Source organism: Leisingera aquimarina DSM 24565 (assembly GCF_000473165.1).
In the GTDB taxonomy this organism is placed as follows: domain Bacteria; phylum Pseudomonadota; class Alphaproteobacteria; order Rhodobacterales; family Rhodobacteraceae; genus Leisingera; species Leisingera aquimarina.
Window position 1 is genome coordinate 101,096 of the sequence record NZ_KI421504.1, and the last position, 11,906, is coordinate 113,001.

An 11,906-nucleotide genomic window follows, 5' to 3' on the forward strand; every position below is an offset into this window, starting at 1 on the left:
CCCGGCGCGCTGCGCCGGGCAAAGCGCGTACCAGAGATGAAGGTGATTAAGCTTCTGCGCACGGCAATCACTGCAAGCGTATCTCTTACATTTTTCGGAACGGCATCAGTATCGGCCTTCGACTTGCCTTCTGTGGAAACCGTTGTTGCGTTCTGCTCACAACCGTCCCCCGGCCCCAAGGGTTCACGATCTGCTTTTGAAAGGCGTGGCTGGACGCTTGCTTCTGAAGAACAAGCATTTGAGTTGCGGGAATGGAGAGCTGCCTACGCGACAATTTCCAGCTGGCAAAAAGGAACCTTGCCTTACATGGCCCAAGCGATGGCCCGCCTTCGCTCGAACGAAGCTGGCCTTCAAGACTTCGGCACACTCACAGATGCTGAACTGTTTAAAGTCGTTCTTGATAGGGACACCGCCTCCGATGAGCCGCGGAGGTTTCCGACAATTTCACCTGTCTCGGTTACACTAAACACCCCTGAATCTGCATCAGCACGACTGCTCATCTCGTTCTCAGAAAACGGCAGAAGCGGCTGGAAACAAACCTGCTCACTGTATTCACTTGATGGCAGCAAAGCAGCCCGTACATTGGCGGCCGCCTTCAAAGATAGCTTGCCCACCGAATTTGATCGCGTTGCAAGCGGGAAGTTCGAACTTCCGCCCGTGAGTGACGATCCGACAGCGGTGTCACCGAAAGGCAGGTTCTTTCTCACGGATGCAGCCGCGATTGAGAATTCCTTGAACATTTCATTAGACGCTCACGCCATGATCGAAATTTCATTGTCTATTGCTCCCCCCGCAGAAATCACAGCCGATGAGGCAAACCAATGACCGACCAATCGCCCAACGACCTCTTCCACGCCTCCTCTTTCATGCAGGGGCACAATGCGGAGTATCTGGAGCAGCTTTATGCCCAATACGCCAATGACCCGAACGCGGTGGACGCCGCCTGGGCTGAGTTCTTCCGCCAGATGGGCGACGCCGAACTCGACGTGAAGGCCGAAGCCAAGGGCCCCTCCTGGGCGCGCAGCGACTGGCCGCCGGCGCTGGATGACGACCTCACCGGCGCGCTGACCGGCGAATGGCCCGCCCCGGCCGAGACCAAGGGCGCAGGCAAGAAGATCAGGGACAAAGCCTCCGCCAAAGGCGTCGAGGTCACCGACGATCAGGTGCAGCGGGCAGTGCTGGACTCGATCCGGGCGCTGATGCTGATCCGCGCCTACCGGATCCGCGGCCATCTGGCAGCGGACCTGGATCCGCTGGGCATGCGTGCCGCCTCTGCCCACCCGGAGCTGGACCCGAAATCCTATGGCTTCACCGATGGCGACTTGGACCGTCCGATCTTTATCGACAATGTGCTGGGCCTGCAGGTCGCCACCATGCGCCAGATCGTCGACATCGTGAAGCGCACCTACTGCGGCACCTTTGCACTGCAGTACATGCATATTTCCAACCCCGAAGAATCCGCCTGGCTGAAGGAGCGGATTGAGGGGTACAACAAGGAAATCACCTTTACCCGCGAAGGCCGTAAGGCGATCCTCAACAAGATGGTCGAGGCGGAAGGGTTCGAGAAATTCCTGCACGTCAAATACACCGGCACCAAGCGGTTCGGCCTGGACGGCGGTGAAAGCCTGATTCCGGCAATGGAGCAGATCATCAAGCGCGGCGGCGCGTTAGGGGTGCGCGACATCGTGATCGGCATGCCGCACCGCGGCCGTCTGTCGGTGCTGGCCAATGTGATGCAGAAACCCTACCGCGCCATTTTCAACGAATTCCAAGGCGGCAGCTTCAAGCCCGAGGATGTGGACGGCTCCGGTGACGTGAAATACCACCTTGGTGCCTCGTCCGACCGTTCATTCGACGGCAACAACGTGCATCTTTCGCTGACCGCCAACCCCTCGCACCTGGAGGCGGTGAACCCGGTGGTGCTGGGCAAGGTCCGCGCCAAGCAGGACCAGCTGGGCGATACCGACCGCAGCCAGGTGCTGCCGATCCTGCTGCACGGCGACGCCGCTTTTGCCGGACAGGGCGTGGTGGCGGAATGCTTTGCGCTGTCGGGCCTGCGCGGCCACAAGGCCGGCGGCACCATGCATATCGTGGTGAACAACCAGATCGGCTTCACCACCGCACCGCATTTCTCGCGTTCCTCGCCCTACCCCACCGACAACGCGCTGGTGGTTGAGGCGCCGATCTTCCACGTCAATGGCGACGACCCCGAGGCCGTGGTACATGCTGCCCGCGTCGCCACCGAGTTCCGCCAGAAGTTCCACAAGGACGTGGTGCTCGACATTTTCTGCTACCGCCGGTTCGGTCACAACGAAGGCGACGAGCCGATGTTCACCAACCCGTTGATGTACAAGAAGATCAAGGGCCACAAGACGACGCTGACGCTTTATACCGACCGGCTGGTCAAGGATGGTCTGATCCCCGAGGGCGAGATCGAGGACATGAAGGCCGCCTTCCAGGCGCATCTCAACGAGGAGTTTGAGACGGGCAAGAATTACAAGCCCAACAAGGCCGACTGGCTGGACGGGCGCTGGTCGCATCTGGATAAGAAAGACGCCGACTACCAGCGCGGCCGCACCGCGATCGCACCGGAAACCCTGGCTGAAATCGGCGCCTCGCTTAGCCGGGTGCCCGACGGTTTTCCGATGCACCGCACCGTGGGCCGCTTCCTGGATGCCCGAGGCAAGATGTTTGAGACCGGCCAGGGCTTTGACTGGGCGACGGGCGAGGCGATGGCCTTTGGCTCGCTGCTGCTGGAAGGCTATCCGGTGCGCCTTGCCGGACAGGACGCCACCCGCGGCACCTTCTCGCAGCGCCATTCCGGCATCGTCAATCAAGAGACCGAGGAGCGTTACTATCCGCTCAACAACATCCGCGCGGGCCAGTCGCATTACGACGTGATCGACTCGGCGCTGTCGGAATATGCGGTGCTGGGGTTTGAGTACGGCTACTCGCTGGCTGAACCCAACGCGCTGACACTGTGGGAAGCCCAGTTCGGCGATTTCGCCAACGGTGCCCAAATCATGTTCGACCAGTTCATCTCCTCGGGCGAGTCGAAATGGCTGCGGATGTCCGGCCTTGTGTGCCTGCTGCCGCACGGGTTCGAGGGCCAGGGACCTGAGCACTCCTCCGCCCGTCTGGAACGCTTCCTGCAGATGTGCGGCCAGGATAACTGGATCGTGGCCAACTGCACCACGCCGGCGAACTACTTCCACATTCTGCGCCGCCAGCTGCACCGCACCTTCCGCAAGCCGCTGATCATGATGACCCCGAAGTCGCTGCTGCGCCACAAGCTGGCGGTCAGCAAGGCGGAAGAGTTCACCACCGGCTCCAGCTTCCACCGGGTGCTGTGGGACGACGCCCAGCACGGCAACTCCGACACCCGGCTGGTGCCGGACGACAAGATCAAGCGCGTCGTCATGTGCTCGGGCAAGGTCTATTACGACCTCTTGGAAGAACGCGACGCCCGCGGCATCGATGATATCTACCTGATGCGGGTCGAACAGTTCTACCCGTTCCCGGCGATCTCGATGGTGAAGGAGCTGGAACGCTTCAAGCAGGCGGAAATGGTCTGGTGCCAGGAAGAGCCCAAGAACCAGGGCGCCTGGACCTTTATCGAGCCCAACATCGAATGGGTGCTGACCCGCATCAAGGCCAAGCACACCCGGCCCGTCTATGCCGGCCGCGCCACCTCGGCCTCTCCTGCAACCGGCCTGGCCAGCCAGCACAAAGCCCAACAAGCAGCCCTCGTGAACGAAGCGCTGAGCATCTGAGGATAAAGAGACATGACAACCGAAGTCCGCGTACCCACCCTGGGCGAATCCGTGACCGAGGCCACCGTGGCCACCTGGTTCAAGAAGCCCGGCGACGCCGTCAATGCCGATGAAATGCTCTGCGAGCTGGAAACCGACAAGGTGACAGTCGAAGTGCCCTCGCCGGCCGCAGGCACCCTCGGTGAGATCGTCGCCGCGGAAGGCGAAACTGTCGGCGTCGATGCGCTGCTGGCCACGCTGTCCGAAGCCAACGGCACTGCCGCGGCCCCTGCCGCTGCTCCGGCAGCACCGGCTCCAGCCGCTGCACCCTCCGGCGGCGACAGCGCACCGGTGCCAGTCATGGTTCCGTCCCTTGGCGAGTCGGTGTCCGAGGCGACTGTTTCGTCGTGGTTCAAGAAGGTGGGAGACAGCGTCGCCCAGGATGAAATGCTGTGCGAGTTGGAAACCGACAAAGTTTCGGTCGAAGTTCCCGCGCCTGCTGCCGGAGTGCTGAGCGAAATCATGGCCGACGAAGGCGCCACCGTTCAGGCCACTTCGCAGCTGGGTGTGATTGCCGCAGGTGCCGCAGGTGCCGCTCCGGCGCCGGCCGCCCCCGTCGCAGCACAGAATCCCGCGGCAGCAACAGCCAAGGACGTGGCAAACGCCCCCTCCGCTGAAAAGGCAATGGCCGAGGCAGGCTTCAATGCATCGCAAGTCACCGGCAGTGGCCGTGACGGACGCATCATGAAGGAAGACGTTGCCGCAGCTGTGGCTGCGGCCAAGGCCGCACCGCCTGCCGCTCCGGTAGCCCCGGCACCGGCCCAGATGCGCGGCCCGGTCACTGCGGACGACGCCGCGCGCGAGGAACGGGTGAAGATGACCCGCCTGCGCCAGACCATCGCCAAACGCCTGAAGGACAGCCAGAACACCGCCGCCATGCTGACCACCTATAACGAGGTCGACATGACCGAGGTGATGGCCCTGCGCAATGAGTACAAGGATCTGTTCCTGAAGAAGCACGGCGTGAAACTGGGCTTCATGTCCTTCTTTACCAAGGCCTGCTGCCACGCTCTGAAGGAAGTGCCGGAGGTCAACGCCGAGATCGACGGCACCGACATCGTCTACAAGAACTTTGTCCATATGGGCGTCGCCGCCGGCACCCCGACCGGCCTTGTCGTGCCGGTGATCCGCGACGCCGATGCGATGTCCTTTGCTGCGATCGAAAAGGCGATTGCCGAAAAAGGCGCCCGCGCCCGCGACGGCAAGCTGTCGATGGCCGAAATGCAGGGCGGCACCTTCACCATCTCCAACGGCGGCGTCTACGGCTCGCTGATGTCCTCGCCGATCCTGAACCCGCCGCAGTCCGGCATCCTGGGCATGCACAAGATCCAGGACCGCCCGATGGCGATCAACGGCCAGGTGGAAATCCGCCCGATGATGTATCTGGCGCTGAGCTATGACCACCGCATCGTCGACGGCAAAGGCGCCGTGACCTTCCTGGTCCGCGTCAAGGAAGCGCTAGAGGATCCGCGGCGTTTGCTGATGGATCTGTAAACCTTGAGAGGAAAGCCTATCCAGCCGTTCAAAATCAGCGCGCCCAAGATTGGTGAAAGACCCAGTTTTGGGGCGCGCTGGTGCGGTATTAAGTGCCCTGATTGCGGACGCCTTCAATCACCGCTGGCTATGGAGCGAACCAACCCCTGGAGAGGTTTGAATAAGACCGACTTTCACCTTTGCGGAACCTGCGGCACACATCTCTTTCTGACCGGCAAGTTCCGCATCAGGCGTTTCTTCCTTTTGCTCGCTCCCGCATTTCTTGCTGTGATGGTACTCACATTATTCGTTTCTAACTGGTTGGGCGGGGTGACAACTGAAGGCCCGAAAAAAGGCGGACCAAATTTCGGCGTTTGGCTTTTCACGGTGATAACGATTTTCAGCGTCATCGGTGCCATCAGCGGCCGCCGGGAAGTGGTCAAGAGCGTCAAACTTGAAGATAGCCACATCCAATGACCCTCCCGCTCTGGGGCCTTGTCTGCCTCTCGATCCTTGTCCTGATCCACGTGAGCTTCGACAGCTTCCTCTTAAAGCTCTCAGTTGGTAACGCCTTGGCCGCCGGCCCGCGCGACACTTCCGTTACGCGCAGCGCTGGCCGGCCGGGCGCCGCTATCTGGCTGATCGCCGCCAGCGGCCTCGCCGCCATGCTTGCGGGGGTTCTCCTCGCATGCCCTATCCTCTTGCCAAAAATATCCCGGGGGAGGCCCGCTAGGGCCGGGGGCAGAGCCCCCATTCCGAGAACCTTGCCGTTGACGCAGTCTTTATTGAGTGGAATCAAAGCGCTCCCCAACCGCATCAGGGCATCCTGCTGCCACCAAGGACAAAGGAGTAACACCAATGACAACCCATGTACTCTGGCAGGCCGACGTGGCCGACTTCGACGCCTGGCTCACCGTCTTCCGGCAGGACAAGCGCAACCGCCAGGCCTCGGGCATCACCGACATGAATGTCTGGAGCGATCCGGACCGCAAGAACCACGCAGTCGCCCTCTTCGCAATCACCGATCTGGAGAAGGCCCGCGCCTTTTTCGGCTCCGAAGAATTGGCAATGCACCTTGAACGCGACGGGGTCACCAATATCTCGATCAAAATGCTGACCCCGGTTTGATCACACATTAACCATCCCCAAACGCGAGCTCCGAAAAACGGAACCGGGGCCAAAAGAGGAAACAGCCCATGTCCCAATATGACGTCATCGTAATCGGCGCCGGTCCCGGCGGCTATGTCTGCGCCATCCGCTGCGCCCAGCTGGGGCTGAAGACCGCCGTGGTCGAGGGGCGCGAGACCCTGGGCGGCACTTGCCTGAACGTGGGCTGTATCCCTTCCAAGGCGCTGCTGCATTCCACGCACCTGCTGCATGAGGCAGAGCACAACTTTGCCCATATGGGCCTCAAGGGCAAAAGCCCCTCGGTCGATTGGGACCGGATGAAAGCCTACAAGGACGAGGTCATCGGCCAGAACACCGGCGGCATCAAGTTCCTGTTCAAGAAGAACAAGATCGACTGGATCAAGGGCTGGGCCTCGATCCCCGCGGCCGGCAAGGTGCAGGTGGGCGATGAAGTGCACGAGGCCAAGAACATCGTGATCGCCTCCGGCTCCGTACCCTCGTCCATTCCGGGCGTGGAGATCGACGAGAAGATCGTGGTCTCCTCCACCGGCGCGCTGGAACTCCCGAAGATCCCCAAGAAACTAACCGTCATTGGCGCCGGCGTCATCGGGCTGGAACTGGGCTCGGTCTATGCCCGTCTCGGCTCCGAGGTGACCGTGGTCGAATACATGGACGCGGTCTGCCCCGGCATGGACAAGGACGTGCAGCGCTCCTTCAAGCGGATCCTGGAGAAACAGGGCCTCAACATCATCCTGGGCGCCGCGGTGCAGGGGGTCGAGACCACCAAGACCAAGGCAAAGGTGAAATACCAGCCCAAGAAGGGCGGCGACGAGGTCACGCTGGACGCCGATGTGGTTCTGGTGGCGACGGGGCGTAAACCCTACAGCGAGGGCCTCGGCCTGGATGCGCTTGGCGTCAAAATGACCGAGCGCGGCCAGATCGCCGCTGACAACCACTGGCGCACCAATATCCCGGGCATCTATGCCATCGGCGACGTGATCGAAGGCCCGATGCTGGCGCATAAGGCCGAGGATGAGGGCATGGCGGTGGCCGATGTGATCGCAGGCAAGCATGGCCATGTGAATTACGGCGTGATTCCCGGGGTGGTTTACACCACACCCGAGGTTGCCAGCGTCGGCGCCACCGAGGACGCGCTAAAGGCCGAGGGACGCAAGGTCAAGGTGGGCAAGTTCATGTTCATGGGCAATGCCCGCGCCAAGGCCGTCGGCCAGGCCGAGGGCGGTTTTGTCAAAATCATCGCCGATAAGGAAACCGACCGCATCCTGGGTGCTGCCATCATCGGCCCGGCTGCGGGCGACATGATCCACGAGCTGTGCGTGGCAATGGAATTCGGCGCCTCCGCCGAAGACGTGGCGCTGACCTGTCATGCGCATCCGACTTATTCCGAGGCGGTGCGCGAGGCCGCACTGGCCTGCGGCGACGGGCCGATCCACAGCTGAGCCTGGCAATTCACCGAACGTAACAAGGGGCAGCTCGCCGCAGCTGCCCTTTTACGTTTGGCACGGCTGGCAATCCGCTCTTTACTGAGCCTCGATTCCATCCCGCTGGAGACACAGTCATGGCCGTTTCATTGCAAGTCATCTACCCCGTCAGTGACGGAAAAAAGTTCGACTATGCCTATTACGCAGACACCCACATGAAGATCGTGGACCAGCACATCGGGCCGCATCTGCAGTCCATTGTGGTGACCAAGGGGCTGGAGGGCGGGCCGGATGTCCCCGCGCCGTTTTTTGCCATCGCCACCATGACCTTTGCCGATCAGACGGCCATGGACACCGCGATGCAGGCAGCAGGGCCGGCTCTGGACGACATTCCGAATTTCACGGACGTCCAGCCGCAGGTCTTGATAGGCGAAGTCCTCCGTTGAAGCAGCCAGCCCGGCACCCGCCGGGCAAAAATTCTTCAAAGAACTTTGCCAAGAAAATTCGAATTTTCTTGGCGCCGGAGAGCACCCCCGCTCCGGCGGATCAGGCCCGTTGCTCAACCTCGCCCGGGTCAAACCCGGCTTCCCGCATCAGATCATCCGACCGGCTTTCTACCCGCATCTCCAGCTGCGCCATAAAGTCGTCGCGGCTGATCCCCGGCTGCATCGGTTCCAGGAACTCCACCACCGCGAGGCCCGGCTTGCGGTAAATGCCGCTGCGCGGCCAGAACACGCCGACATTGGTGGCCGCCGGAATACAGGGCTGGTTCAGCCCCTCATACAGCACCGCAGTGCCGATCTTGTAGGGCTTGCGGGCGCCGGGGGCCACGCGGGTGCCTTGGGAATAGATGATCAACTGGCCCGGCTCGCGGTTTTGCGCGGCGACATCCTTGACCATCTTGGCAATGGCCGCGCCGCGCCGGCCGCGGTTGACCGGCACGCAGCCCAGACGCTTTGCATAAACCCCGATCACCGGCGTCCACATCAGTTCCCGTTTCATGATGAAACGGGCCGAGGGCACCGCGTTGAAAATGATCAGGATGTCCAGGAAACTTTGATGCTTGGCGGCGACAATCACCTCATCAGAGGGCACCTGGCCACGGACTTCGGTCTTAATGCCAACCATCCAGCGCGCGGTCCACAGGACCCAGCGCGCATAAGACTTACAGGCCGTGCGCGCGCCTTTAGGAGAGACCGCGGCCCAGGGGGCAAACAGCAATCCAAGCACCAGCATTGACAGATACATCTGCAGCAGGAAGACAGCTGAACGCAGCCATTGAACCGGGTTTTTCACGACAGAGCTCCCAAACGTTTGGTGGCGGCACGGGTGGTGGCGGCAAAGGCCACCAGCGCGCCCAGTACCGGGATCACCAGCGGTACCAGCCAGCCCCAGCCCTGAAAGCCGAGACCGGTCAGGAAGCCGCCCTCATCCGAGGCTTCCGGCATCAGCCAGACACCAATCATGCCAAGGGCTACCCCCGCTGCAGCGCCGCTCAAGGCGCGCAGTGTAAAGCGGCGTATAAAAGCCTGGGCGATGTAGCTGTCCAGCGCGCCGACCAGCCGCAGAACCTCGATCACCTGCGCATTAGCAGCAAGGGCCGCATTGGCGGCAAGGGTGATCATTGCAGCCGTTGCGCCGCCGATCAGCAGGATCGACACCCAGGCCAGCTTGCGCAGCGACCGGGCTGCGTCGACCAGCGGCGCGCGCCAGCGGGTGTGGTCATCCAGAGCCGCACCCGGCACTTCGGCCTGCAGCCGCAGACGCAGCCCCGCGGCGTCATATCCGGGATCGTCGCCTGTAACTTCGATCAGCTGCGGCAGCGGCAGGCTGCCGACCGGCAGGCTGGAACCGAACCACGGCGCCAGCAGGGTTGCCTGTTCCTCGCCCGACAGCGCGCGGGCGGTCGCCACGCCCGGTGTCTGGCGCAGGATTTCCAGTGCCGCCTCGGTCTGTGCCGCGCGCTGCTCTGCCGGGGCGTTGATGCGCAGGGTTGCCGCCCGCGCCAGTTCCGAAGCCCATTGGTCTGCCAGCCGCCCGGAGGCCATCGACAGCGCCAGCGCAAAAACCGCAAGAAAGGCCATCGCGCCGGAGACAAATAATGTCAGATGGGCGGTAAAACCGCTGGGCGGCACCACCCGGTTGGCCTGGGTATCGCCCAGGATCAGTTTGCGCAGTTTGCCCTCGGTCATAGGTCCGCCCCCGCAAGCTGCAATTGCCGGTTGGAGATGCGCAACACCCGCGCCTGCACTTGGTTCTTGGCGGCCCGGATCAGCGACAGATCATGGGTCGCCACCAGAATGGTCTTGCCCATCCGATTCAGCTCCAGCAGCAGCTGCAGCAGCCGTTGCGACATTTCCCAGTCCACGTTGCCCGTCGGCTCATCCGCGATAATCACATCCGGCGACAGGATGACTGAGCGGGCCAGCGCCGCCCGCTGCCGTTCGCCGCCCGACAATTCCGGCGGCAGCGCATGGGCGCGCTCGGACAGGCCGACCCAATTCAGCAGCTCCCGCAGGTTGGGTTCCTCATGCGTCAGCTCCCGCCCGGAGACCAGCAGCGGCAGGGCGATGTTCTCTATCACCGGTAAATGATCCAGGAACCGGCAATCCTGGTGCACAACCCCAACGCGGCGGCGCAGATGGGCCATCTGGTCACGGTCCAGACCCTTCACATCCATATTAAAGGCCCGCACCCGGCCGGAGGTCGGCATCAGCGCGCCATAGCAGAGTTTCAAGAGCGTTGTCTTGCCTGCGCCGGATGGGCCGGTCAAGAAATGAAAAGAGCCTGGCGCCAGCTGCACTGACACCGCATCCAGCAGCTCGCCGCCGCCGTAATTATAGCTCACATTCTCCAGCTCGATCACTGCTGCCCCCTGAACGCGCCTTTTTTGGCTGTTAGCGCCCGGCTGTTTTGCCCCATGGGGCCGGCAGTTTCAATGGGGCTCTGTTGCCGGGAAACCCCCGCCGCCGCCGGGCTGAGGCAGCTACGGCAATTGACTCTTTCACCGGACCGCCAGGCCGCATATAATCCCTTGAAAAACAACCTGCCGCCTGCCGGCCGGCGGGATGGTGCCGAGGAGAGCATGATGCGCCTGACCTGCCCGAATTGTGCAGCCCAGTACGAAGTGCCCGAGGATGTGATCCCAGACGAAGGCCGGGATGTGCAGTGTTCCAATTGCGGCCAGACCTGGTTTCAGGCGGCTGCGGGGGCTGTTGCAGCACGTGCTGCCGAGGTCGAAACACCCGACGCGGCTGAAATCGAAACTGCACCTTCGCCAGCGGCAGAAGACATCCCTGAGCCGGACATGCCGAAGGACGTCCCTGCTGGAACCCCGGACGCCCCCCCAGGCGCTGCCTCCGCGCCGCAAGGCCTGCCAGAACCCGCAGCTGGACCGCGAGAGAGCAGCGAGGACGTTGATCCGGACGGCCAGCCTGACGCTGACGAAACCGGGGGCGCTGACGACGAACTCGCGGCGGCAACAGCGCCGCAGCGAACACGTGCCCTGGATCCCGCCTTGTCCGATATCCTGCGCGAAGAAGCCGAACGCGAAGCCTCATTGCGGGCGGCAGAGGGACACAGCCTGGAAACGCAACCTGATTTGGGGCTGGAGGACGCCGCAACACCCGAGGACGAGGCCGCCCGCCGCAGCCGCCAAGCCCGCGACAGGATGGCCCGAATCCGTGGCGAAGACCCGCGCCAGCTAGCCGCTGCTGAAACCGGTTCGCGCAAGGAATTGCTGCCAGATATCGAGGAAATCAATTCGACTTTGCGCTCTGCAGGCAGTGCAGCCCCTGCACCGCAGGCGGCCTCGGAAGAGCCGCCGGTGCAGCGCAAAAGCAGCTTCGCCCGCGGGTTTTCGCTGTCGGTGATTGCCGCGCTGGTGCTGGTCATGGTTTATGACAACGCGCCGCTGATCTCGGAAAAACTGCCGCAGGCGGATCCGGCACTCAGCAGCTATGTCGGTTGGGTGGATCAGGCGCGGTTCTGGCTGGATGGCCAGATCAGATCCCTTACCAGCGCCCAGTAGCACCATCCCGGCTCCATCCAT

Annotated in this window: 11 protein-coding genes; 8 read left to right on the plus strand and 3 right to left on the minus strand. The window is 62.4% G+C overall.

From position 1 onward, the window contains the following. Positions 1-36 precede the first annotated feature (36 nt). The 7 genes from AQUI_RS0104295 (at position 37) to AQUI_RS0104325 (ending at position 8,301) form a co-directional block, all read left to right on the plus strand. On the plus strand, positions 37-825 hold the full coding sequence (locus AQUI_RS0104295) for a hypothetical protein (RefSeq protein ID WP_156916770.1): 789 nt from the start codon (positions 37-39) through the stop codon (positions 823-825). Beyond that, positions 822-3,773, plus strand: coding sequence for a 2-oxoglutarate dehydrogenase E1 component (locus tag AQUI_RS0104300; protein WP_027256410.1), 2,952 nt, complete (start codon positions 822-824; stop codon positions 3,771-3,773). Before AQUI_RS0104295 ends, AQUI_RS0104300 begins: the two co-directional genes overlap by 4 nt. A 12-nt stretch (positions 3,774-3,785) precedes the next feature. After that, on the plus strand, positions 3,786-5,306 hold the full coding sequence (gene odhB, locus AQUI_RS0104305) for a 2-oxoglutarate dehydrogenase complex dihydrolipoyllysine-residue succinyltransferase (protein WP_027256411.1): 1,521 nt from the start codon (positions 3,786-3,788) through the stop codon (positions 5,304-5,306). Between the two features lie 156 nt (positions 5,307-5,462). Continuing rightward, positions 5,463-5,762 (plus strand): hypothetical protein, encoded by a 300-nt coding sequence (locus AQUI_RS30600; protein WP_156916771.1) that lies wholly within the window; start codon positions 5,463-5,465, stop codon positions 5,760-5,762. A 381-nt stretch (positions 5,763-6,143) separates the two neighbouring features. Further along, a complete protein-coding gene (locus AQUI_RS0104315) occupies positions 6,144-6,413 on the plus strand; it encodes a hypothetical protein (protein WP_027256413.1) in 270 nt (89 codons plus the stop codon). Between the two features lie 68 nt (positions 6,414-6,481). Then, complete coding sequence (gene lpdA / locus AQUI_RS0104320; RefSeq protein WP_027256414.1) at positions 6,482-7,873, plus strand: dihydrolipoyl dehydrogenase; 1,392 nt, start codon at positions 6,482-6,484, stop codon at positions 7,871-7,873. Between the two features lie 119 nt (positions 7,874-7,992). Next, positions 7,993-8,301 (plus strand): EthD family reductase, encoded by a 309-nt coding sequence (locus AQUI_RS0104325; RefSeq protein ID WP_027256415.1) that lies wholly within the window; start codon positions 7,993-7,995, stop codon positions 8,299-8,301. Positions 8,302-8,401: 100 nt separating this feature from the next. Here the strand turns inward: AQUI_RS0104325 and AQUI_RS0104330 are convergent, their stop codons facing one another. The 3 genes from AQUI_RS0104330 to AQUI_RS0104340 are packed head-to-tail and all read right to left on the minus strand — an operon-like array spanning position 8,402 to position 10,721. After that, positions 8,402-9,151: a lysophospholipid acyltransferase family protein gene (locus AQUI_RS0104330; protein ID WP_027256416.1), complete on the minus strand. Its 750-nt coding sequence runs from the start codon at positions 9,149-9,151 to the stop codon at positions 8,402-8,404. Beyond that, positions 9,148-10,047: a cell division protein FtsX gene (locus tag AQUI_RS0104335; protein ID WP_027256417.1), complete on the minus strand. Its 900-nt coding sequence runs from the start codon at positions 10,045-10,047 to the stop codon at positions 9,148-9,150. The genes AQUI_RS0104330 and AQUI_RS0104335 overlap by 4 nt, the downstream gene beginning before the upstream one ends. Continuing rightward, positions 10,044-10,721: a cell division ATP-binding protein FtsE gene (locus AQUI_RS0104340; protein WP_027256418.1), complete on the minus strand. Its 678-nt coding sequence runs from the start codon at positions 10,719-10,721 to the stop codon at positions 10,044-10,046. The genes AQUI_RS0104335 and AQUI_RS0104340 overlap by 4 nt, the downstream gene beginning before the upstream one ends. Before the next feature lie 222 nt (positions 10,722-10,943). Between AQUI_RS0104340 and AQUI_RS0104345 the strand changes: the two genes are divergently transcribed. Further along, positions 10,944-11,885, plus strand: coding sequence for a zinc-ribbon domain-containing protein (locus AQUI_RS0104345; protein WP_027256419.1), 942 nt, complete (start codon positions 10,944-10,946; stop codon positions 11,883-11,885). The last annotated feature ends 21 nt before the right edge of the window (positions 11,886-11,906 follow it).

What these genes read in the sequence shown, in the direction of transcription:
- AQUI_RS0104335 (WP_027256417.1), bottom strand. Translation starts at nt 10,047, where the DNA reads ATGACCGAGGGCAAACTGCGCAAACTGATCCTGGGCGATACCCAGGCC.
- lpdA (WP_027256414.1), top strand. Translation starts at nt 6,482, where the DNA reads ATGTCCCAATATGACGTCATCGTAATCGGCGCCGGTCCCGGCGGCTAT.
- AQUI_RS0104295 (WP_156916770.1), top strand. Translation starts at nt 37, where the DNA reads ATGAAGGTGATTAAGCTTCTGCGCACGGCAATCACTGCAAGCGTATCT.
- odhB (WP_027256411.1), top strand. Translation starts at nt 3,786, where the DNA reads ATGACAACCGAAGTCCGCGTACCCACCCTGGGCGAATCCGTGACCGAG.
- AQUI_RS0104315 (WP_027256413.1), top strand. Translation starts at nt 6,144, where the DNA reads ATGACAACCCATGTACTCTGGCAGGCCGACGTGGCCGACTTCGACGCC.
- AQUI_RS0104345 (WP_027256419.1), top strand. Translation starts at nt 10,944, where the DNA reads ATGCGCCTGACCTGCCCGAATTGTGCAGCCCAGTACGAAGTGCCCGAG.
- AQUI_RS0104325 (WP_027256415.1), top strand. Translation starts at nt 7,993, where the DNA reads ATGGCCGTTTCATTGCAAGTCATCTACCCCGTCAGTGACGGAAAAAAG.
- AQUI_RS0104300 (WP_027256410.1), top strand. Translation starts at nt 822, where the DNA reads ATGACCGACCAATCGCCCAACGACCTCTTCCACGCCTCCTCTTTCATG.